19 protein-coding genes are annotated in these 23,276 nt (G+C 45.6%); 5 read left to right on the top strand and 14 right to left on the bottom strand.

Annotated features, from left to right (window positions below; genetic code table 11):
- Nucleotides 1-173: 173 nt before the first annotated feature.
- The 5 genes from secG to miaB form a co-directional block, all read right to left on the bottom strand.
- On the bottom strand, nt 174-557 hold the full coding sequence (gene secG, locus ACMA1I_RS03430; RefSeq protein WP_337066863.1) for a preprotein translocase subunit SecG: 384 nt from the start codon (nt 555-557) through the stop codon (nt 174-176).
- Nucleotide 558: 1 nt separating this feature from the next.
- Nucleotides 559-1,935: a hypothetical protein gene (locus ACMA1I_RS03425; RefSeq protein ID WP_337066861.1), complete on the bottom strand. Its 1,377-nt coding sequence runs from the start codon at nt 1,933-1,935 to the stop codon at nt 559-561.
- Between the two features lie 28 nt (nt 1,936-1,963).
- Complete coding sequence (gene lptE / locus ACMA1I_RS03420) at nt 1,964-2,485, bottom strand: LPS assembly lipoprotein LptE (RefSeq protein ID WP_414703860.1); 522 nt, start codon at nt 2,483-2,485, stop codon at nt 1,964-1,966.
- Entirely contained in the window at nt 2,469-3,743 is a 1,275-nt protein-coding gene (locus ACMA1I_RS03415) for a sigma-54 dependent transcriptional regulator (RefSeq protein WP_337066859.1), read from the bottom strand. The genes lptE and ACMA1I_RS03415 overlap by 17 nt, the downstream gene beginning before the upstream one ends.
- Nucleotides 3,744-3,907: 164 nt before the next feature.
- Nucleotides 3,908-5,347 carry a tRNA (N6-isopentenyl adenosine(37)-C2)-methylthiotransferase MiaB gene (miaB, locus tag ACMA1I_RS03410; protein WP_337066858.1) on the bottom strand — a complete coding sequence of 480 codons (1,440 nt, stop codon included), beginning with the start codon at nt 5,345-5,347 and terminating at the stop codon, nt 3,908-3,910.
- A 305-nt stretch (nt 5,348-5,652) separates the two neighbouring features.
- Here miaB and recQ point away from each other — a divergent pair, with 305 nt between their 5' ends.
- The 4 genes from recQ to ACMA1I_RS03390 all read left to right on the top strand — a co-directional run bounded on the left by recQ (nt 5,653) and on the right by ACMA1I_RS03390 (nt 11,048).
- Complete coding sequence (gene recQ / locus ACMA1I_RS03405; protein ID WP_337066857.1) at nt 5,653-7,782, top strand: DNA helicase RecQ; 2,130 nt, start codon at nt 5,653-5,655, stop codon at nt 7,780-7,782.
- Between the two features lie 381 nt (nt 7,783-8,163).
- On the top strand, nt 8,164-8,946 hold the full coding sequence (locus ACMA1I_RS03400; RefSeq protein ID WP_414703859.1) for a helix-turn-helix domain-containing protein: 783 nt from the start codon (nt 8,164-8,166) through the stop codon (nt 8,944-8,946).
- A 180-nt stretch (nt 8,947-9,126) separates the two neighbouring features.
- Nucleotides 9,127-9,849 carry a pirin family protein gene (locus tag ACMA1I_RS03395; protein ID WP_337066854.1) on the top strand — a complete coding sequence of 241 codons (723 nt, stop codon included), beginning with the start codon at nt 9,127-9,129 and terminating at the stop codon, nt 9,847-9,849.
- Nucleotides 9,850-10,193: 344 nt separating this feature from the next.
- Nucleotides 10,194-11,048, top strand: a complete 855-nt coding sequence (locus tag ACMA1I_RS03390) for a pirin family protein (RefSeq protein WP_337066853.1) — start codon at nt 10,194-10,196, stop codon at nt 11,046-11,048.
- An 80-nt stretch (nt 11,049-11,128) separates the two neighbouring features.
- Here ACMA1I_RS03390 and ACMA1I_RS03385 read toward each other — a convergent pair whose 3' ends face one another.
- Nucleotides 11,129-12,433, bottom strand: a complete 1,305-nt coding sequence (locus ACMA1I_RS03385) for a phenylacetate--CoA ligase (RefSeq protein WP_337066852.1) — start codon at nt 12,431-12,433, stop codon at nt 11,129-11,131.
- Nucleotides 12,434-12,831: 398 nt separating this feature from the next.
- Here ACMA1I_RS03385 and ACMA1I_RS03380 point away from each other — a divergent pair, with 398 nt between their 5' ends.
- Nucleotides 12,832-13,521 carry a hypothetical protein gene (locus tag ACMA1I_RS03380; protein WP_337066851.1) on the top strand — a complete coding sequence of 230 codons (690 nt, stop codon included), beginning with the start codon at nt 12,832-12,834 and terminating at the stop codon, nt 13,519-13,521.
- A 123-nt stretch (nt 13,522-13,644) separates the two neighbouring features.
- On the opposite strand, the gene ACMA1I_RS03375 is transcribed toward ACMA1I_RS03380, so the two are convergent.
- From ACMA1I_RS03375 to menD, 8 genes are all read right to left on the bottom strand, one after another.
- Nucleotides 13,645-14,640 carry a pseudouridine synthase gene (locus ACMA1I_RS03375; protein ID WP_337066850.1) on the bottom strand — a complete coding sequence of 332 codons (996 nt, stop codon included), beginning with the start codon at nt 14,638-14,640 and terminating at the stop codon, nt 13,645-13,647.
- A 292-nt stretch (nt 14,641-14,932) separates the two neighbouring features.
- Complete coding sequence (locus ACMA1I_RS03370) at nt 14,933-15,334, bottom strand: hypothetical protein (RefSeq protein WP_337066849.1); 402 nt, start codon at nt 15,332-15,334, stop codon at nt 14,933-14,935.
- Nucleotides 15,335-15,384: 50 nt separating this feature from the next.
- Complete coding sequence (locus ACMA1I_RS03365) at nt 15,385-16,332, bottom strand: DUF1835 domain-containing protein (RefSeq protein WP_337066848.1); 948 nt, start codon at nt 16,330-16,332, stop codon at nt 15,385-15,387.
- Between the two features lie 366 nt (nt 16,333-16,698).
- A complete protein-coding gene (locus tag ACMA1I_RS03360; RefSeq protein ID WP_337066847.1) occupies nt 16,699-17,568 on the bottom strand; it encodes a gluconolaconase in 870 nt (289 codons plus the stop codon).
- A 226-nt stretch (nt 17,569-17,794) separates the two neighbouring features.
- Complete coding sequence (locus ACMA1I_RS03355) at nt 17,795-18,904, bottom strand: AMP-binding protein (RefSeq protein WP_337066846.1); 1,110 nt, start codon at nt 18,902-18,904, stop codon at nt 17,795-17,797.
- A gap of 333 nt (nt 18,905-19,237) precedes the next feature.
- Complete coding sequence (menB, locus tag ACMA1I_RS03350) at nt 19,238-20,062, bottom strand: 1,4-dihydroxy-2-naphthoyl-CoA synthase (protein WP_337066845.1); 825 nt, start codon at nt 20,060-20,062, stop codon at nt 19,238-19,240.
- 455 nt (nt 20,063-20,517) lie between these two features.
- Nucleotides 20,518-20,973: a DoxX family protein gene (locus ACMA1I_RS03345; RefSeq protein ID WP_337066844.1), complete on the bottom strand. Its 456-nt coding sequence runs from the start codon at nt 20,971-20,973 to the stop codon at nt 20,518-20,520.
- Between the two features lie 368 nt (nt 20,974-21,341).
- Nucleotides 21,342-23,057, bottom strand: coding sequence for a 2-succinyl-5-enolpyruvyl-6-hydroxy-3-cyclohexene-1-carboxylic-acid synthase (menD, locus tag ACMA1I_RS03340; protein WP_337066843.1), 1,716 nt, complete (start codon nt 23,055-23,057; stop codon nt 21,342-21,344).
- Nucleotides 23,058-23,276: the final 219 nt, after the last annotated feature.

Raw genomic sequence — 23,276 nt, 5'->3', positions numbered from 1 at the left:
TGCCTACAAAATGCGCATCTCATTAATTTAAGGCTTGTGAGCTGTGCTGGAGATAAGAAGCTGAACCGATAGTTCCAGCATTGTAAAAGCCTTGCTAACAAAAAACTTTAAACAGCCCTAAAATGAAAGAAGCCGGCGGAGGGCCGGCTTCTAATATAGTTTGCTGCAAAATGTTATTGCGCAGTATCTATCATGTCAGGAATTTCAGCTGCGTCAGGAATAGCCATGGTGCTGTCTTCGCCTGGAATAGTGGCAGCAGGACCAGCAGGAAGTTGTGACTGACGTGCACGCTCTTCATTTACGCTTCTGTTAATATTAGATTCGCCAGAGGAGTCTAGCATCATGTGTGTACCTAGTGTTAATACCACCAGCGCCACAGCAAAACCCCAGGTCAGTTTTTCAAGTAAGTCGCCTGTACGCTTCACGCCCATCAGCTGGCTGGCTCCACCGCCTCCAAATTGGCTGGATAGGCCGCCCCCTTTAGGGTTTTGGGCAAGCACAACAAGTACGAGCAGTACGCAAACAAAAATAATGATACTGATTAAGGCGATATACATTTTAGTTTAAGTTTTGTAATTTTTCTATTTGTTCGGCAAAGTAAGATTTTTTTTCCGGATTTTTCAACATCAGCTGCTCATATATTTTAATAGCTTTCTTGGCTTTGCCCTGCTGAATAAAGATGTTGGCCAAATTCTCTGATGCCATTCCTTTGCGTATCTTGGTGCTTTTCAGCGATAAATCCTCTTGTGGTTCCGGCTTTATTTTAAGGTTAGCCATAGTTTTAAGCCTTGGGTTCAGTTTTAGAAACTGATCTATAATATCGAGTTGGTTGCTTAAAATATGGTTCGCCGGCTGCACCGCCTTTTCCAATTCGTGTGTTTTACTGTATTCCAATATCAGCTCCGGGTGAAAACTTTGGGGCCTTGGGCGGGTATACTCGTCCTTTAGCTGAAGAACTTCGCCCATGCGGCTGTTGCCCATGCAATAACCCAGCAGGTCGTCGGCATACAAGCGGTCTATTTCATCGAAACTATAATTAACCTGACCGGCGACACTTATAGCCGGAGTTTCTTCTATTGCCTCTTCTTCGGCAGCAAAAACTGTAGCTGAATTATTTAGCAGCTCATTTTCTTCAAAAAGCTGTTCATCAGGTACTTCGAAATAAGTATCTGATGTGTCTACACTTATTACTGCCTCCGTTGCATCTTCCTCAGAGTTTTCTTCACCTAAGGCTTCGGCATAGCTTTGCATGTTATCCTGAAGCTCTTCCATAAAAGAGGCAAGGGCAGGAGTGGTGGTTTCTTCTGGAGTAGTTACAGCTGCCTGGGCAAGTAAATCGGTAGAACTGGGGTTAAGGCTGTCAATAGTAAGCAGCATGGCCAGTTCGGAATATAGCTCGTTCGTCTCCGGCTCAACTTCAGGTGCAGGTGCTACTTCGATAGCTTCTTCTGCAACTGCTGCGGATTCATAAACGATTAAACCTGTGTCTTCTACTTCTGCTTCTTCAACAGAAGCTTCACTATTGCCTATAGCTATATTTTCCTCTTGCTGCTCAACCTCAATAGTATCTTCGGGGTCCTCTACAGTTACTTCAGGTTGTACAAGTTGCAGATCAGTGGCAACTGTTTCTGGTTGCAGGGCTGCCTCCGTTGCCTCAGTTTCTGCTGCTTCTGTTTCTTCAAAAACAGGTTCCAGAGCTGGAGCTGCCGTATAAATAATTCTTTTAAGGAGTTGCCGGTTAGTGGCGTACGACGAAGCGCGGCGCAAGCGCTGAGCCGACAGCATACTACCTTTATCGTGTGCAGATTTCGCCAGGAGCAGGTGTGCTGTCTGGCAATAAGGAAAGGCAGCAGCTACCTTCTCCAACTCATGTGTTTGTTGGTCTGATATGTCTGATACATGCTGTATCAATTGTAAGAAGGCTGATTTATTCATGAAGCGAAGCTTTCTGATACCAGGCCAACTACCAGTTAGCCAAAGATTTATTAAACACGTCGATTGCCAGGCGCTCGGCCAGCTGCTCTATAGAGGGAGCTGGAATTTGGGTTATATCTACAGTCGAAGAAAAATCCTGCGAGATGGAGAAGGTTTGGTCGAAATCGTCTTCTGAATTTTTGGTATTTGTAAACCGAACTTTTACACCCAGGGTAAGGCGGTTCAGGCTGGCGCGGTCAAAATCGCCCTCGCGTTGCACAGCTGCCGGAGTAATACTAAAGCTAACAATTTCTCCTTCAATCTGCAAGTCGCCTTCGCGCTGCAGCATGTTCAGGTTAGTGTTTCGCTGGTAGTATTGCTTAAAAGTATTGGTCACCACCTGTGTCAGGTTGGCGGGTCCCTCGCCGGAAGCATTCTCGAAGTTCTGGATAGAAATCGTTTTTATATCAGGCGAAATGTTAACGCCCGTAAACGAGTAGACCCCGCAGCCGCTGGTAAAAAGGAGCAGCAGGCAGCTTACAGCTAAAAATAGTTTACTCTTCAATATCATACTGCTTTAATTTGCGGTAAAGTGTTCTTTCAGAAATTCCCAGATCCTGGGCAGCGTATTTACGTTTGTTGTTGTGCTTTTTAAGAGCCTTCAGAATCAGTTCTTTCTCTTTATCTTCCAGCGACAGACTTTCTTCTTCGGTTTCGTGCGGAATATCTTCCACTTTCTGATCTTCTTCGTAATCGTCGGTTTTCTGCTGGCTCACTGGCAGGTAATAGCTATCGGGGTGCTCCTGCTGGTATGGCCTGCCATTGTAGCCATGGTGCTCTATGTTCTCGAAGAGGTGGCTATGCTCTTTTAGCAAGTCATTGTCGGTAGGGCCATGAGTAAGTAACTCAAACACCAGCTTTTTAAGTTCCGAAACATCGCGGCGCATGTCAAAAAGCACCTTGTAGAGCAGGTCCCGCTCCGAAAAGGAATGATCTCCTGCCTGTGCCTCTTTGTTTAACAGGGCCGGCAGGCCCGACTGTTCTTTGGGGAGGTAGTGCAGCAGTTTAGCAGAATCTATTTCTCTGTCATATTCCAGAACGGAAATTTGCTCCACTATATTCTTCAGTTGCCTGATATTGCCCGGAAATCTGTAGCGCAATAATACCTGTATGGCATCGGGCGTAAGGGTAATAGGTTTTACTTTATACTTTTCAGAAAAATCGCTGGCAAATTTCCTGAAAAGAAGGTAAATGTCATCACCACGATCGCGCAGTGGCGGAACAGATATTGGAACAGTGTTCAACCGATAATAAAGGTCTTCGCGAAACTGCCCTTTTTCTACAGCATTTAGCAGGTTTACGTTAGTGGCTGCCACCACACGAACGTCTGTTTTCTGCACTTTAGAGGAGCCAACTTTAATAAACTCCCCGTTTTCGAGTACACGCAGGAGGCGGGCCTGCGTTCCAAGCGGCATTTCTCCAATTTCATCCAGAAAAATAGTGCCTCCGTCTGTTACTTCAAAATAGCCTTTGCGTGCTTCCTGTGCGCCGGTAAAAGATCCTTTTTCGTGGCCGAAAAGCTCAGAGTCGATGGTACCTTCCGGAATGGCGCCGCAGTTAATGGCAATTATCTGCCCATGCTTGCGCGGGCTCATGTTATGAATAATCTTTGAAAAGGATTCTTTTCCGCTACCACTCTCACCGGTAATCATCACGGTCATGTCGGTAGGAGCCACCTGTGCTGCCACTTGTATGGCATGGTTGAGCAAAGGCGAATTACCTATTATCCCAAACCGCTGCTTAATACTCTGGATATCTATATTGCGCATTTATTTAATGTGCTAATTCTTTAATGTGATAGTGTGCTAATTTGCTTAAAGATTCATGTGCAGATGTGATATCAGGTGAAATACTTTTGATAAGTGGCACGTAGATAATCATACCCTTATTTCATCAACTAATTAGCACATCAGCACACTTAAATATTAGCACATTAATCAACAGCTTCTCCGAACAGGGTGCCTACGCTGCAGTCATTTACGAACACGTTCACATAGTCTCCTTTTTTGTAGTGCTTTTTAGGAAAGATTACCACTTTGTTCTGGTCGTTGCGGCCGCTCAGGAACTCGTCAGATTTTTTAGAGAAGTTCTCAACCAATACTTTGTGCACCTTGCCCAGCGCCAGCTGGTTGCGGATATAGGAGTGCTCACGCTGTTTATCGATTACTTCTGCCAAACGGCGCTTTTTGGTCTCCAGCGGAATGTCATCCTCCAGTTTTCTGGCAGCTAACGTGCCTGGCCGTTCGGAGTAAAAGAACATGTAGGCATAGTCGTACTTAACGTATTCCATGAGCGAGAGAGTATCCTGATGCTCTTCTTCGGTTTCGGAGCAGAAGCCGGAGATCATATCAGAGGAAATACCGCAATCTTCGCCTAAAATAGCCCGAATGGAATCTACACGGTTCATGTACCAGTCTCGGTCGTAGGTACGGTTCATGAGCTCCAGCACACGGGAGTTGCCGCTTTGGGCAGGCAGGTGAATATATTTGCAGATGTTGTCATGCTTCTTCATGGTATGCAAGACTTCATCTGTAATGTCTTTAGGGTGAGAGGTGGAGAACCTTACGCGCAGGTCCGGGTGCACCAATGCCACTTTCTCCAGAAGCTGGGCAAAGTTTACAGCTTCTGTACCGTCTTCCGAAGCCCACTTGTAGGAGTCCACGTTCTGACCTAGCAGTGTAACCTCTTTATAGCCTTGCTGTACCAGGTCCTTTACTTCCTCCACAATAGAGTGTGCATCGCGGCTACGTTCGCGACCACGGGTAAAGGGCACTACACAGAAAGAGCACATGTTGTCGCAGCCCCTCATAATAGAGACAAAGGCTGATACCCCGTTGCTGTTCAGTCGAATGGGGTTTATGTCGGCGTATGTTTCTTCACGCGAAAGCAATACGTTAACTGCTTTCTGGCCACCATCCACTTCGTTTATCAGGTTTGGCAGATCACGGTAAGCATCCGGTCCTACAACAAGGTCAACAATTTTCTCCTCCTCCAGCAACGATTTTTTAAGACGTTCCGCCATACAGCCCAGCACACCAACCACCAGGCCAGGTTTCTTTTTCTTGAAATAGTTGATCTGCCCCAAACGGTTCCGCACAGTCTGCTCCGCCTTTTCCCGAATAGAGCAAGTATTTAGAAACACGACATCGGCCTGTTCTATCTGAGAAGTAGTGTCAAAACCTTCCTTAAACATAATAGAGGACACTATCTCGCTATCTGAGAAGTTCATTTGGCAGCCGTAGCTCTCAATATATAGTTTCCGCGCCCGGCCCGTGTTTGTCTCCTGTGTCACCTTGGTGTCGCAGGCGGCAGCAGCGGCCTGTTCTGGCGTGCGGTTGTCAATAAAATCTAAATCTGTTACTAATGATTCCATTCTCATTCCTTTACAGCTACAAATATACAAAAAGAAACAAATGTATGTGACAGAATGGCAGAAAGCTTTTACAGTAGCATGAACAAGCAGGTTATACCAGCAAGGTTTTTTATGCTGAAGGTCAATTTGTTATAGTTAGTTAAAGAAAATTTGATACTAAAAAGTTAATACATGCATACAAGGGATGAAGCTCGAGAACATTTGCCCTGCTACCTTGGTTGGAACTTCTGGAAGCATAATTTTGATTATCTTTGGTGTTGAAATACTGACACCTACAGCCGTACCGGCACCGCATTATATTACAGATGGACATTAGAGAGGCACGCGAAGCACTTAAACTTTATTTTGGCTACGACCAGTTCAGGCCAATGCAGGAACAGATTATTACAAACGTACTGGCGGCAAAGGACGTCGTTGTGCTGATGCCGACGGGTGGCGGAAAATCTATCTGTTTTCAGGTGCCTGCCGTAGTGATGCCGGGGGTGTGCGTGGTGGTGTCTCCACTTATTGCCCTAATGAAGGACCAAGTGGAGGCACTGCTTGTAAATGGAATTCCGGCGGCTTACCTCAATAGCTCCCAGAATGCGCAGGATCAGTACGAGATAGAGAACCAGTGCCTGAACGGGCAATTAAAGCTTTTGTATGTATCGCCGGAGAAACTGCTTTCGGCCGGCTTCTTTTCTTTTCTGAAACGACTGAAGATTTCTTTGTTCGCAGTAGATGAGGCGCACTGCATCTCGGCCTGGGGCCACGATTTCAGGCCAGAATATACCCAGCTGCGCGCACTAAAGCAGCAGTTTCCGCAGGTGCCTGTTATTGCCTTAACTGCCACCGCCGATAGGCTTACCCAAAAAGATATTCAGGAGCAGTTGCAGTTACAGCAACCAGAGGTATTTATTGCTTCTTTCGACCGGCCTAACATTAACCTTTCTGTAAAGCCCGGCCGGGATCGTTACAAACGCATTCTGGATTTTCTGGATCGGCACCGTGGACAGCCCGGCATTATTTACTGCCTTAGCCGAAACTCAACTGAGTCGCTGGCAGGCAAATTGAAGCGCGAAGGGTACAATGCCACCTATTACCATGCCGGCATGAGCGCTAACCAGCGAGCCAAAGCACAGGAAGACTTTCTGCGCGATAACGTACAGCTGGTATGTGCCACCATTGCTTTTGGTATGGGCATCGATAAATCGAATGTGCGCTGGGTTATCCATTACAACCTGCCAAAGAACATCGAAAGTTATTACCAGGAAATCGGCAGGGCAGGGCGGGACGGCTCCAAATCGGATGCCTTGCTGTTTTACAGCTATGCTGATGTCATGAACCTTCGCAGCATGCTCCAGGAGGGAGAGTCGAAACAGACGGAGCTGCAACTGGTGAAACTGGAGCGCATGCAGCAATTTGCTGAAGCTGCCATCTGCAGGAGACGCATCTTGCTACAATACTTCGGCGAGAACCACGGCAAAAACTGCGGAAATTGCGACATCTGCCGAAATCCACCTACTACTTTCGATGGTACCTTGATTGCCCAAAAGGCACTATCGGCTATTGCCCGCACCCAGGAAAAAGCAAATATGGGCCTGCTGATCGACGTGCTTCGTGGCTCCAGGAGCAGCCAGGTGTTGCAATCAGGCTTCGATAAAATAAAGACCTATGGAGCTGGCCGCGATGTAAATTCTATGGAATGGCAGCGCTACCTGCACCAAATGATAAATGCCGGGCTAGTGGAAATGGCTTATGACCAAAACTACAGCCTGAAGCTGACCGAGCAGAGCCGACAGGTACTTTTTGAAAACCGAAAAGTAGAACTTGTGAAGTTTGAAGAGGTGAAGCAGGTAGAGGCTCCAATTCTAAAAGCCAGACCGAAGAAAGAGCTGATTAAGGATGCCTTGTTTGATAAACTGCGCGCCCTGCGAAAGCGCATTGCTGATGAAAACAATGTGCCGCCTTATGTGGTGTTTACCGATACCACTTTGCAGGAAATGTCGGCTGAGAAGCCGACAAACCGCTTGGCGATGCTGGCTATTGGCGGGGTGGGTGCTCAGAAATTCGAGCGATATGGCGAAGAATTTATCAACGAGATCATTCAGTTTATGACTGGGGAGCAAAACAAGGGCAACAAAATAAAAGGAGCAACCCACTTAGTTACGTTTGATGCCTATCAGCAAGGGCTCTCACCGGAGCAGATTGCGGAGCAGCGACAACTGAACCCGGTAACCGTTTACTCGCACCTGGCCACCTTATATGAGCAGGGCTACTCCATTAAAGTTTCTGATTTTCTCACCAAATCCGAGTACAACACTATTTCTGAAGCCATTGAAGCTTTAGGTCCCGAAGCCAAACTGAAAGAGCTCTACGAGCAGCTTGGCGAAGGCTACGAATACTTTAAAATCAGACTATCGCAGGCAGTTTATAAAAAGCAACATAGCAAATAAACCTGGAGCAGTAACTGCCAAGGAGAGCTCAAATTATGCTAATGAAAAAGGCCCTCCGGAGCTGTTTTAAGCTGTGGGACCCTAAGGGCAACCGACCTAAGGCCGTAGCGTTTAAATTTCTTTGTATTACTAAAGGAGAGAAGCCAGTGCAGGAGCCTTGCTATTTTATAGAGAGGCAGGCAGCCGAAACTATTTGAACAAGACCTTCCCGCTTCTTTATTCTCAATCTTTCTTGTGTCGACAGGAACTTTTATTACCATAAAAAACTTTAGATAAAAATGCTAAACATATTAGTTTTTTGTTTAAAAATTTAGTATGTTTACAAGGATAAGCCCTCAAAGAGGGTATTGCCTTATTTTTAACTAATGCATTTGGCAATTTGTGGATATGGTAACTTCTAATTTAAGGCATCTGAGAAAAAGTGCCGGCTATACACAGGCACAACTGGCTGAAAAGCTGGATATAAAACGTTCCCTGATCGGCGCCTATGAGGAGGGCAGGGCAGAGCCAAAGCTGAGTACGCTCATTAATATTGCAGCGCACTTTAATATTACACTAGATGATCTGATTACCCTGGATCTTTCTACCAACAATCCAAAAGGTGGCGCTGAGGCTACTACTGGTGCTGGTGGCAAATTACGGGTATTGGCTATAACTGTAGACCAGGACCAGAAAGAAAACATTGAACTCGTGCCTTACAAGGCGAGTGCCGGTTACCTGAATGGGTATGCCGATCCTGAGTTTATTGAAGAGTTGCCTCGTTTCCAGCTTCCTATGCTGGGTAACAACGGAACTTTCAGAGCCTTTGAGATCAGTGGCGACTCTATGTTACCAATCTCTTCCGGAACAGTGATTGTGGGCCGTTTTATCGACGATTGGCAATCTATCAAAGACGGAACTCCTTGTATAATCGTGAGCCAGAAAGAAGGTGTGGTTTTCAAGCGGCTTTACAATAAAATTCAAAATGCGTCTATCCTTCGGTTACACTCCGATAACCCTTTGTACTCGCCTTATGAACTGCACGTGGAAGATATTTTAGAGATTTGGGAAGCAAAGTCTTATATCAGCTCCACTTTCCCGATTGCTGATTTGTCTTTAGATAAACTTTCGTCTATCGTGCTCGACCTGCAGAAAGAGGTGATGAAACTGAAAAAACTAGACTAATACCAGTTTATTAGCCGCAAAAAAATCCTGCACCTATACGGGCAGGATTTTTTTGTTTATGCCCAGAAAACAAAAGCAGAAACGGCTTTTATTAACCAGTTCGCGCTTTATGCGTAAAGGCTAAGCAATATATAGTACTTAATATTTATGCTTTTGCACACTCATTTACTATAAAGCGCAATGATAAAACTAATCACAGCTTCAGAACGCCACGAAGCTAAAGTAGGAGACTGGCTTATTTCTAACTACCTTTTTTCGTTTGCAGACTATTACGATCCCTCTAATATTCAGTTTGGACCTTTGCGTGTTTTTAACCACGAATATTTGGCACCGAAGAGCAGCTTCCCAGCGCATCCGCACTCCGATATGGAGGTGGTGATTGTGGTGCTTAGCGGTGAACTCACTCATAAAGATCAGCTCGGAAATGAAAGTAAAATTCAGGCAGGAGCAGTAGAGCGTATAACAGCCGGTTCTGGTATTACTTACACCCTGAGCAATGAATCTGAAGAAGAAGAGCTGCATTTGCTTCAACTTTGGTTTCTGCCAAACAAACGTGGCCTGGCGCCTGCCTTTGAACAAATGGATGTAGAGTTTCTGACAGTTACAAAAAGTCTTTATCCGCTGGTAACCGGGCAGAAAGTGCTGGAAGATGTGGTTTTTATGAACTCCAATTCCACTGTTTATTATGGTTCGGTGTCGCAAGGAGAGGAGCTGGACTTTAGAACCTTTAAAATCAGAAAAACGCTGCTTTATGTACTAACAGGTACTGTTATTATAAATGGTGTTGAAGCAGATCAGTGCGATCATATCAGGTTAGAGGATCAGGAATTAATTACCATTCATGGATCTGCCGATGCCACGTTTATTCTGGTCGATGTTCCGGCAATAGAAGCAAACTTTTAACTTTTAGCGCAGGCCATCAATAGATCCAGTAAGCACAAAAGATAGGGACTTTCCTGCAAAGGAATTTCCTGCTCTTGGTGCTTGATGGCACATACTATGCTCTTGAGAGCTAAGAATGCTGTTCTATGTAGGAGAGAGCAACTGTTTAGTTTCTGCACCAGGAGCAAGTCCGGTATAGAAGTAATATATATCCTACCATACCTTTTGTCTAAAACACCTAAAGAAGGCCATTTTCATTAGTGTAATTTAACTGCTAAAACTCCATAGTAATACGGACCCTAAATAGGTTTTATTATTTGGATAAGTCGATGTACCTACATTAATTGCATCTTAATCCTATTAGTATGAGAGTAATTAAGAAAAAATATAAGGCAGTATATGCACCCATAGCCGACCTGGTAACTTATAGAGCCTTACCAACCCGTGAAGTAGAGTATATCGACCCATTTCTGTTTCTGAACCATCATGGGCCGCAGCATTACAAGCCAGGCAACGAGGGGCTCCCTTTTGGACCGCATCCGCACCGGGGCTTCGAAACCTTAACCTTTATTCTGGATGGCGACATCATGCACCAGGATACTGGTGGTGGGCAGAGCGTAATAGAGGCGGGTGGTGTACAATGGATGACGGCTGGCCGTGGCCTTATTCATGCAGAAATTTCTTCTGATAAATTTAAGCGCGACGGTGGGGATATGGAAATTCTGCAGCTTTGGTTTAACCTTCCGGCAAAATATAAAATGGTTGCTCCCCATTATGTTGGCCTTCAGAAGGATCAGATACCAGAGGTTGCCGAAGATGGTGGCAAAGTTAAAGTGAACGTAATTTCAGGGAATTGGGGCGATGTTAATGGTCCTATCGACTCTCTCAGCGACATACATATGAGTAGTGTCGAGCTGCAGCGGGGTGGCCGTTTCAGCACTAAAATAGCTGCCATTCGAAATATCTTTTTCTATGTTGTGCGCGGCAAGGTACTGGTAAACCAGGAGCCGGTGGAGAAACTGCATCTTGTAGAGTTTTTAAACGAAGGGGATGACCTGCAGGTAGAAGCTTTGGAGGAATCTTATATTCTTCTGGGCCATGCAGAGCCGTTCCGGGAGCCGGTGGTTGCACAAGGGCCGTTTGTTATGAACTCAGAAGAAGAAATCAGGGAAGCTTACCGCGATTACCAGCTTGGTAAAATGGGGTCCTGGCAAGGCTAAAGCTTGCCGAAAAGCGGGTAAGAATATCAAAAGCAGATTGCAGCACTATCTATAAACCGGAGCTGCAATCTGCTTTTTCTTTAGGCGTAAACCTGCCGCTTATCTACAATGCGGTTCAATTTGCCTCCCTCGCTGCGTGGTATTTCTCCGGTTACTTTTAGGTGCACACGCATTGTCAGGCCTGTATTTTCTTTTAGCCTTTTGCAAAAAGTGGCATTTAACTCCGATAATACCGGGAACCGGCACAACTCTACGATGGAGATATGCTCCAGGCCTAGCTCCCGCACTAAACTCTGGCTTACCTCAACATGCACTTCTACCTCGTCCATGCTGCCTTCGCGCGACACCACTAACTGATAATGGGTGGTAAGGTGCTCAAACATTTGTAGCACTTCTTCCACCTGCGTGTAAAAGAGGTTCACACCCCTAATTATTAGCATGCCGTCTGCACGTCCCTTTATAGGTCCCATCTTCACATGAGTTCGCTTGCCAGAGTGGCTGTAATAAATGTTGGTAATGTCGTTGGTGCGGTAGCGGAGGAGGGGCATTCCTCGTTTTGTGAGCGTGGTTAACACTAAGACTCCTAATTCGCCTTCTGGTAAGACTTCACCAGTTGTGGCATCTACAATTTCGGGATAAAAATGATCTTCCCATAGGTAACTGCCGGTGCCGGGCTCCTCTACATCCTCCTGCGACACACCCGGCCCTATAATTTCGCTTAGGCCGTAAATATTGGTTGCTTGCAGCCCTAGCCCTTGCTGCACATGCTGCCTGATGGAGTCGGTCCAGGGTTCTGCTCCAAGCAAGGCAAATTTCAGATTTAGCGACTCCAGGCTAATATCACGCTTCTTTATCTCTTCTGCCAGGGCTTGGGCATAAGAAGGAGTGCAGCAGAGTACTTCCGGTTTAAAGTCCTGGAGCAGCATCAGTTGGCGTTCTGTCATACCACCAGATACCGGCACAACGGTCATTCCTAGTTTTTCGGCACCGTAATGCAGGCCCAGGCCACCAGTAAATAAACCATATCCGTAGCCATTTTGCAGCATCATGCCTGGTTTACAGCCTCCGGCAGCAAGCGAACGAGCCACTACCTCCGAAAAAATTTCTATATCGCCGGCAGTATAGCCAACAACTGTCGGTTTGCCGGTGGTGCCACTGGAGCAATGCACACGAGAAATCTCTTGCCGGGGCACAGCCAGTAAGCCAAATGGGTAGTTATCGCGCAGGTCTTGCTTGTTAGTGAAGGGGAGCAGGTGCAGATCTTCTACTCTTTGAATGTGAGATGGCTTTAATCCATGCGCATCAAACAGCTGCCTGTAAAAAGGTACCCGATCGTATACATAATTGACGAGGTTGCGGAGCCGCTCGTTCTGGAGTTTCCGCAATTTAGGCAAGGGTAGAGTTTCAATGGCAGGATTAAAAAGCATAAGATTGCCAGCCTGAGCGCTGTTTTCTTGTTATATTATCTGGTTCAGATACATAAGTTCGAATAATTAGCATAATAATGCAAGCCTTGGCAGGCTTAGTTTTAGACGCTAAAAGAGTATGTAGTGCCTAAAGAATGAACGTTTGTTTTTATTTATCTTCTGTTAACTCAGTAAAAACAGGCCTATCACTATGCTTAATTGATTAAGTAAAATTACTCACTTTCAAAAAGCAGTATTAAGATTTGAATGAGATTTTTTTACTGATAAATCAATATTTTAAATTTATATATTATAATTATACCTAAAAATAGAACCATTTTACTATTTTTGAAGATCAAATCAAAACTATATAACAAATGAAAATCTTTAGTGGTTTGCTACTTTTAGCCTGTCTTTTCACTTCCTGTAAAAAAGAAGAAGGGCTTAGCTTTCCGACTACCTATTTCGAAACTCAGTACCGTAGCTCCACTACTGTTAGGATGTACACTAACCAGGGAGAAGTTAAAAATGAAGCCCTTATCAAAACGTTCATCAAAACATTCGATCGTTACGGGCAGTACCAACCAAAAGGTGTTTCAGAAAACCGATCAACCGGAGACGAGGTGGTTCTGGAGAAAGAGCAGGAAGCACATTTTGTTTGGGGTGGCAGCCCAAGTTACTATGATTTACTGATTAGCGGCAACGAGTTGCTGTTTACTGCTAAAGAAGAAACAACTGCTACTTATGGCCAGAATGATGAGTATGCCATCAATATGATGGAATATATCAGTAAGCATAAGCCCTTGATTTTTGATAAGCAGACTTTGGCGTCTAGTAGCGGGTTTAACTACAGCTACAAAACCAAAGACCGCTTGCATGCCTACTTGAATGGATCCCTGCTGGAGTTCCCAAAGCTACTGTATACCATCAAATCTGGTGATAAAAGAGACTTTAGAGTGAACTCAAGGTTACTGAACAATGAATTTGACCCTACTGTTCTTGACAAGCTAAAAAACGAAGACACCTTAGTTGTGCAGGAGTTCGTGCAGGTGTTTCAGAAAAAGTGAGTCAAATTCTGTTAATGAAACTACCCTTCCGGAGGCTGTAATCTTCTGAAGAGCTCAAGGGCTTGTCTGGCAACTTTTGTTTAGCAGCCAGACAAGCTTTACCAGATCTGATGCATTTTTATGCTACCTTCCTCGTCGAGGAGATCCCTTAGCTGAATTGGTTTTGGGTGTGCTGCTTTTTGGTCCGCCAGTGTTACGTGTTGTGCTTCTGGTGCCAGGTTTAGAAGCTCCTCTGGCTCCGCGATTGCTGTCTGCTCTTTTTGCAGTGGAAGTAGAGGAAGAGGCTGATGTTCTGCCTTGCCCTGTGGTTGCTTTAGTCCGGGAGGTGCCGGTTCTGGCAGAGCGGTCTTTGCTATAAGCATTTTCTGCTCCCCAACCTTTTCCTGCCCGGCCGGGCTTCACCTGTTTTTGAGAAAGCACGCTGGTAACTTGCGCTATTTCTGCTTCCGTCATGGCGCGCCAATAGCCGCCTGGTAGCTTAGCCAGTTTAAAAGAATCGATCCTTACGCGCTGCAGGTGTTGCACTTTATAGCCCAGCGCCTCGCAGATCTTTTTGATATGGTGGTTGGTCCCTGGTTCCAGAATAATCCGGAAGCGTGTTGTGGCCTCTTTGGTCACCATCGCCTTTTTCTGTTCTTCGCCAGGCCCTGCTGGCTGCTCCCCGCCAGTACTTAACTTTGCCAGAAATTCCGATGTAATCGGCTTATCAACATGCACCACATATTCCTTCTGAAATCTGTTGTCGGCACGTGTCATTTTGCGTACCAGCTCGCTGTCGTTGCTCAGGAACATTAATCCCTCTTCGTCGCGATCCATGTGGCCAATTGGCAGGATAGTGGCCGGATAATTGAGCGCACTAATTATATTGTTCCGGATAGAAGTATCGGTAGTGACAGCAATGCCGGCTGGCTTGTTGAATGCCAGGAAAACGGGTTCCTCTTCCCGCACGTTAAGCAGTTGGTCGTCTACGCGCACCTTGTCTTTAGGCGTAACCATGGTGCCTGGTTTAGGCAGCTTCCCATTTACGGTTACGCGACCTTGCTCGAGCAACTTGTCGGCATCGCGCCGGGAGCACATGCCGCTATCGCTGATAAATTTATTTAGTCTTTTGGGTTCCATATATTGCTTTCGCGGCACAATGGTATGGCCAGTGATATCCGCGTTTATATTACGCTTGTTATAAGCGAAAGGTAAAATTACCTGAATTCAGTTGCTTTACCTATTCTGCCGGCACCTGGCATTGAAATTTGTTTCAGAAACAGCCTCTACGTTCACCTCCACAGCCTATCAAAAGCTTATATGGCATATAGAGAATAGCGATAGCCATAGTTTCAATTCAACAGTAGATTCTGCATTAGTTGCAAAAAAGCCGGTTCTGATATCGGAACCGGCTTTTAACATTTTTGTATTGCTACTTACTCACCTTAAATTTTGTCCAGTAGGTGGTGTCGGAGGTTTTCACTTCGATAAGGTAAGTATCCGGTCGTAGTTTGCCTACATTGTAACGCCAGCTTTGCTTGGTTTCTGTATTATCTACCAGTTTTTGAAATACCAGTTTTCCAGCTTTATTTTTAATTTCCAGCTTAGCATCTTCTTTTAGCTCCTGCTCAAAATCAAGTATAAAAGTTCCTTTTGTACCTGGCTGTAGGTGAATACCGGAAAGGGTTTTAAGTTGTACTGTAGTGTCTGCCTTAACCAGTATATGTTCCTGGTGCAGACGTGGTAATGGAGTGGTAGCTTCCTGCGCCTTTGCCTGCAGGGTTACCAGAACAAACGGAAGGCCAAAGGCCAAAACATACTTTTTCTTCTTCATTATGCGTTCATCTCAGTACAAGGCTCTATATGCAGAATTCAAGCCAGAAATCAGGTGGCTGAGCCTGCATCAAAATTTTTATTTACGGCCTTAACTTTACCATCTACGGCATCGCGGCACCAACAGGTGCTTTTAAAATCGAGACGCACGCCACCTACCAGCATTTCTCTTGCCAATATCTCTGATAAGCGTATTTGCCCTTGGAGCACTTTTATGCCAACAGCCGTAAGGGTAACGATTTCGCCTGAGAGCTGCAATAGAGACGGGCTAAGGTCTTCGAGCATCAGGTCGAGCTGTTTGTCGCCATAACCGTAGTCCGGGGCAGCCTGCCAGATCGCCTGCATGAGCTTTTGCTTCTTTGTGGTGCCTTTTTCCAGAAGCTGTAGCAGTAGTGTTTCTACCTGGTTCAGACCGGTGTGGCAATCAGGAAAGCGATGAAAGTGCAAAGTTAGCGCCTGCTTTAGGAAGCTAAACGGAGCCAGATCACCATACAGCAATTCCTGCAGGAGCAGCGGCGATTCATCGGCGTACGCCTGCCATAGCTGTTGCGCCAGACTCAGGTCCTCTGTTGTCATAACTTGCCGCTGCGCGTACACCGCCTGCACCTCTTCTTCTGTAAGTAAAGCAACAGGTGTATGGGCAGGAGTGGCTACCGTTATTCTCTGATGATGTTGTGGCCTGATGTAGTGCAATAAAAACAGGAGGTTGATTTGGCACATCAGGTCCGTATCGAACCAAAGCACCAATTCTTCATAGCCATGCCACTGCCTCAGTAGCGGCACCACCTCCAGCACTTTAGATTGGTATGCCTCTTCGCTTTCGGCATAGTACTGCACAATGTATTGCTGCCGCATCTCCCAAAAAGCCTCATCTTTTACCTGTGGCACCACAGGGCCTTCCGACATAATTTCGCGCCAAACCAGTATATCTCCTGGCACTTCTGCAGCCTCAAACGCAGGCACAGAGGCATCTCCGTTCAGCACGTGTAGGGTTTTCATGATTTTGGGTTTACTAACTTTGGGAGCACGATTGTGTTTTGCGTTTGAAGATAGTGCCAATATTGTTCCGCCTGTACAACAAAGATTTCAGGTTCAGAAACGAATCTCTTTTCTGATTTTGCATAAGAAGTTTTACAATCGGTGTTATTCAGAATGAAAATGTTTAGAGTTGACGAACTTCAATTTTAACGAGGGGAGCACGAGATTATTTCGGCATCAGTCCGTTTATTACTGCCAAGGAAAGATGAAATATTGAGTAACAGAACTTCCTGAAGCCAATTATTCTAATGAAAAGAGCCTTCAGGAAGCAAAATCACAAATTGTCCATTAGGCTACTTAATGTGCCTGCACTATGCCTAGTTTAACTTAATACTTCACCTTATAGGCTACCACTCTGTTGTCTGAGAAGGTTGGCACCAGTAGTAATTGTTGTTGCTGAGCATAGCTTATATCAGCAGCTTTTACTCCTTTTGATTTTGTATCGAGCAGGAGCCATTTTTTGCCTCTCTGGTTCACATAGTACACTTCACCGTTCCAGTTCGAAATGAAAAAGTTTCCTGTGCCATCCCCTGCAATACCGTCGGCACTGTCGATTCCTTCTGTCCAGTTAGTAAATCTTTTTCGGTTGGTATCCAGAAGCCGTACATGGCCGCTGTTTTTGAAAGCTACGAGGAGACGGTTCTGATCGTAAAACAGCCCGTTTGGCAGTTCATTTTTTGTGTTTTTGATCCAGGTGCTGATGCGTCCGTTGCGAAGCAGGTAAATACGGCCTTCATTTGAATCGGATATATAGACATTTCCTTCTCCATCTACTGCTACATCGTTAAGGTTTTTGGCTTTGTCGGCCTTAAATCGCTCCAGCACAGCACCTGACTGCGTCGAAATGGCGACTACTTCATCTATATCGGCCACATACAAAACATTATTGTAAAGAGCCAGGCCTTTAGGGTTATTTAGTCCGGCTACCCAGAAGAGTTGTTCCACCTTGCCATTAGGTGATAAAACGGAAATAAAGCCATCGCCATCTTTGCGGTCTTCGGTACGCTGGTTAATGTTGGAGACGTAGATTACATTACGCTCCGGATCATACAATGCTGATTCTGGTGTGCGCAGCGTATTGTCGCTGGCCCAGGCCTCTGTCAGTTTTACCGGCGTGCCACCGCCAAAAAGGCCGGAGCGGCAAGAAGCTAAAAATGGCAGGCAAAGGAGTAGCAGGTATTGTATAAAAATGCGCATGAGCTTTTAAATTGATCTGTATACAGCTTTACGGCAGTTAGCAGCAAGCTGTTTGGTAAATTTGCTCTACCCGATGCTGGCCTACATTGAGCTAATGAGAAAAAATTAGAGATTGAGCCACCTAAAAAGATAGCCCCGAGTATGGAATGTTACGGTTGGAATTTTGCCGATAATCTGTTGGAGGAAAGCGCAGTTGCCGGAGGAATTGAGCAGAAAGTGAAAAACATCAGGAAGCTGCCAGACCCAGTTTTGAAAGGGTTCGTTGTTTCGAAATTTTTCCGGTTGGCGTTTCACTAAACGAAGGGCTGTAGTAAATCTCTTTTGGCAGCTCAAATTTTCGGAGCAGGTTGGTGAGCCGGGCAAAGAGTATCAGTTCTGCTTCTGCACCCCATGGTTCTCCCTCCATAATCAGAACAATTTTATCGCCCAGTAACTCGTCTGGTTGTGAGGTTACAAAAAAGCGGGGCATCGGGTCGCGCTCCGACAATGCCTGCGCAATGGCTACTTCCAGTTTTTCAGTTTGCACTTTAACGCCGCCCGTGTTTATGGTATTGTCGATGCGGCCAATCCAGCGGAAGCGGGTGGGGGTGAGGATCTCCACCAGATCGTTGGTAACAATAAGTTCGTGGTTGGTAACGTCTGCTTTTATAGTAAGGCAGCCCCGCTTGTCCTGCGCAATCGATACCCCCTTCAGCACCTCATAATATTCAGCGGCCGCTGGCCCGTTGAGTTGCCTGAGTGCTATATGCGATACGGTCTCAGACATTCCATAAGTATGAAAAACAGGAGGCTTTATACGCTGTAGCTCTCGTTGCAGCACCATGTTAACGGGGGCACCTCCCACCAGAATCGCCTTCATTTGGTTTAGCCTTGGCAGCGCGTCTGGAGATTCCTGCAGCATGGTCTGCAATTGCATAGGCACAAAAGAAGCAAAACTTATAGCTGTGTCTGGTGGCAATTGTGCCAGCGGATTGCTGCTTGGCGATATAATGTGCATGGTCATATCGGCCATAAAACCACGGACGAGCATCATCAAACCCGCAATATATTCGGTATTCAAACAAACCAGCGTATTGTCTTCTGGCTCCAGCTGCAGCAGGCGAATGGTTTTAAGGGCACTGGCTTCGAGTTGATGGCGGGTAAGCTGAACCTGTTTGGGTGTGCCAGTAGAGCCAGAGGTTTGTGTTGTAAACTCCTGCACGCCATTAAGCCAATCAGCACAAAATTCTAGGGTCTTTACTTCATACCCATTCAAAGGAGTTTCGCTGAGATAACTGTTTTTTCTCAGGTCGCTATATTGAAACTTCTTTCCATTCAGCAGGAGAAACTCTTTCATGATTAGTACAATTAAAAAGTGTCGGTCTTACAACTAATAAGTTGAGGATTTATTAGTTTCGAAGCAAGCAATTTTGCCTATTTATTTAGTTAAAAACAAACAAAAGGTCTGAGAAGTTTTTATTTAGATAAGTATAATTACCTAATCTGAAAGATATATTCTTTAACTGGCGGAGGGAAGGTAGCATCTCGGGTCGTGCAATCAGAATTGCATGGAGCTGTTGTGCCTGCTCGAGTTATATTTTGGTAAAGGTGGACCGGGCAATTATTTAAATAAAAATGCCCTTCCAGAGGCAAAATTTCCTTTGGAAGGGCAAGGGGAAATGAGGGAAGATCAGGGGAATTTTGGAAACTTAGAGAAATCTGGTTTGCGTTTCTCCAAAAAGGCGTTTTTACCTTCTTTTGCTTCTTCAGAAAGATAATATAACAAAGTAGCATCTCCTGCTAGTTGTTGAATACCAGCCTGCCCGTCGAGCTCGGCATTAAAAGATGCTTTGAGCATACGAATAGCCAACGGACTTTTTTGCAGTATTTTTTCGCACCAGGCCACCGTTGTTTCTTCTAGTTGCTCCAGTGTTACCACTTTGTTTACCAGTCCCATTTGCAGCGCATCCTGAGCATCGTACTGGTCGCAGAGGAACCAGATTTCACGGGCTTTTTTCTGACCCACCACACGTGCCAGATAAGAAGCTCCGAAGCCACCATCAAATGAGCCTACGTTAGGACCTGTTTGTCCGAAACGAGCATTCTCAGCGGCAATGGTAAGGTCGCATACCACGTGCAGCACGTGCCCGCCACCAATAGCCCAGCCAGCCACCATGGCAATAACTGGTTTAGGTATGCGACGAATCTGCATTTGCAGGTCCAGTACATTCAGACGAGGCACCGTATCTTCGCCTACATAGCCACCATGGCCACGCACGCTTTGGTCGCCGCCACTGCAGAAAGCTTTTCCGCCTTCGCCAGTTAAAATAATGGCACCCACTTTCTCGTTTTGACGGGCCAGTTCCATAGCCTCGCTCATTTCCGTTACTGTGCGCGGAGTAAAGGCGTTGTGCACCTGCGGCCGGTTAATGCTTATTTTAGCAATGCCGTTGTAATATTGAAAAAGAATCTCTTTGTATTCTTTCAGCGTTGTCCAGTTAAATTTGCTCTCCATTAAATTATTCTGTTAAACATACAGCTACACCAGGTACGTTTGGTGCAGTAAAGTTGCTTCAGGAGGTAAAAGTACTAATTGTGGCTATTGATTAAAACAGATTCTTCTAAATAAGCCGTAAGTTTTATAGTGGCAAAGAACTGCCATAGCAACTGAGGCGATTTGGTGGTTTTAAAATAAGTGCTAGTAAATTAATGTGTTGTCAATTTTGTTCAGGTGGGGTGGAGGATTTAAACTATCTACTTCCTTGCCGACTTAAAACTGGGTAGAGACTATAAACTTAAAATCTGAATTTAGTAAAATGATATTCAGGAGGGTATTTGTTCATGCTCCGGTGTAATAGTGTTCGTCTTAAAATGCGCTTTAACCGCCACCTGCGATCAACAAAGGGCATACCTTTTCCTACTGCAGTTGTAAAGCAGAACTCGCTATGTTGATGAATTTTTCAGCAGAAGCTATCTATCCAGTGGATCGTGTTTTTCGCGCATTCTATAGTCGGCTGACAGGCGGCCGGAGCCAAAAATCAGGAAGAAAATGAGCAGCACAAGCACGATCATCGAAGTCCATAATTCTGTGTTTTCTGAATAAAACCCGCGCTCGGAATTAACAAAAAAGACGGCACCTATCAGGATAGGAAGTTGGAACAGGATAGCTGCTCTGGTAATTAAACCGATGGCTATGAGAATACCGCCTACCAGGTGTGCAAACGCAACATAATGCGCCAATCCAAACGATACCCACTGGAACTGGCTGTTACTCATTATCTGCTGCAAAGCGGCTGTATCCTGTATAAACATCCATCCTTTAACAAAAATGAAAATGCCCAGAGCCATTCTCAAAAAATCAATCCAGAGCGGGTGGTGCGTATCAGCCCAGCGCTCCACGCGGTTCATGTCGTGTGTTAAATTCATGGCTTTACTGTTTAAAGGATTTAAAACAATATTTTATTACTGTTTAAACGATTTCTTCAAAACTTCGGACATGTTTTAGCGTAGTAGCTGTGCTTTTATTCTGTTGTTTATGAATGGGTTAGGTTGAATTATTTTTCGACCTTGCTAATATATTTGCCAATGTTTAGTTAGTGGTTTCCTTCGGAAATGTTGTGGGAACAACAGCGAAAGGTTCTGGATTATTAGCTTCAGGAAGTTTGATAATAGCAGCCCCTGCCTATGGTAACAACGCTGTGGCAACTCCATCCAAAGTTATGCCTATGTCCTTCCTAAGGTCATTAACCTCTGGAAGGACATTTTCATTAGAAGAATTGGATAGGCAGGAGGTTCTAAATCCCAGATCGGAGTAACTGCTGTTTATAAGCGGCAAATGCTGCCGCATTGTCTTTTGTATCTGTAAAAATTTCCAGAATGCCAGCGCCCGCTTCCGCCTCGAAAAAGGTGGGAAGCGCCTGTTGCAACTCGTCCAGGGTATGGCAGGAGGTGTATCTAAGGCCAAAGTCGCGGGCGGTATTAGCAGCGTTCAGGGCCTGGTGTGTTTCAAAGAATGGCTCAAGTTCCGGTTGCTGCTTGGGTCCCTCTATCAATCTAAAAATACCGCCTGCATGATTATTTAACAGTACAATGCGCAGATTTGGAGACAGATAATTGTGCCACAAGCCATTGCGGTCGTAGAAAAATGCGAGGTCGCCGGTAATCAGGGTGGTGATATGGCTGCTGGTAAGGGCACATCCTACCGTGGTGCTGGTGCTGCCATCTATGCCGCTGGTGCCTCTGTTTGCAAACACGTGAATATCCTGTTTCTTTCTTAGGCCCAAAATATTGGCATAGCGCACGGCCATACTGTTGGCAAGGTGCAGGTTTGAAGGCTGTGGCAATTGGTGCAGCACCTTGCTTATGACAGATAATTCACTATAAGCTGCTGCTGCTGCAGTGTATTCTTCAAAAAAGTGGGCAGCCTGGGCTTCCTTATTGGCCCACGTCTCATGGTACATCAGGTCCTTTGGCTCTGAACCAGTGGGAGCAGCTGCTACTTCGACAAAAAAGGAGGCAGGAGTAATCCTGAAAATTTTAGTTAAACTTTGGAATGTATCTGCCACGGCACCGGCAGGTTGAAGGTGCCAGTGTGCTTTGGGCTTGTACTGGCGCAGGTATAGCTTCAGGCTTTTAGAGATTATCGATTTGCCAAAGGTTATAAGTAAATCTGGCCGCAGCGCTTGCATTTTTTCCTCATCCGGGCAAGCCAGAATAGCATCCTGGTGCCTGATTGCTCCCGGGATCTGATGAATATTTGAAATGATGTCACCAGCTACTACTGCGCCTGTTTTGTCTGCAAAATTGCCGAGTTGCTCCTGCAACACGTGGTCATACTTTTCCTGACCAGCCACTACCAGTATGCGCTTGTATTGTTGCAATTCCTGCAGCACCTGTACGGCCTGGACTTTAGAGAGGGAGAAGTCGTTTTGTTGCTCCTCCACCACTTTTACATCCTTGTCATACACCAGTACTTCGCCAGGCGCAGGGTAAAAGGGCTCGCGCAAGGGCACGTTAATATGAACAGGGCCGGGAGGAAAGGCTACAGCTTCGTTTAATGCTTCCGAAATTATGCGTGTTCCATGCCACACTGCATCGGGGTGCATTAAATCAGCCAGAAAGGAAAAACTATTTTTTACATGCTTTCCATAAATTTCCTGCTGGCGTATGGTCTGGCCATCTAATTGGTCAATCCATTCGGGCGGACGATCGGCGGTGAGTATCAGCAAGGGCACCTGCTGGAAAAATGCTTCGGCCACTGCTGGCGCATAATTCAGTGCTGCTGTGCCAGAGGTGCAGATCAGCACCGTTGGTTTGCCTGTTGTAAGCGCCATGCCAAGTGCTATAAAAGCAGCGGCGCGCTCGTCGCTAACGGTGCGCACTGTTAAAGCAGGATGGCGTGCAAACGCTATGGTAAGCGGTGCACAACGTGACCCCGGCGATAGTACCACCTGCTGCACACCCTTTCTGGCACAAATCTCTGCTATGTTTACTATCGGTTGAAGGATCATCTTTTAACTTTAAATATGATTAAGTGGATGAGTGAATGGTGGATGGAATTTTAGAATAGGTATTGTCGTTTCGATTTTGGGTAGAATGAAATACGTGTTTCAATTCTTCTGCCCTTGCCAATGCTCGCCATATTTATTAGCACTATAAACAGCGAATAAATTGTATCAGAATTTATTTATTCAGAAACAATAACCAGTAAGCTTTTTTCTGCAAAGCCT

Source organism: Pontibacter sp. 13R65, assembly GCF_047525655.1.
In the GTDB taxonomy this organism is placed as follows: Bacteria; Bacteroidota; Bacteroidia; order Cytophagales; family Hymenobacteraceae; genus Pontibacter.
Note: the sequence above shows the minus strand (reverse complement) of the source record. Positions and strands in the feature narration are given on the sequence as shown.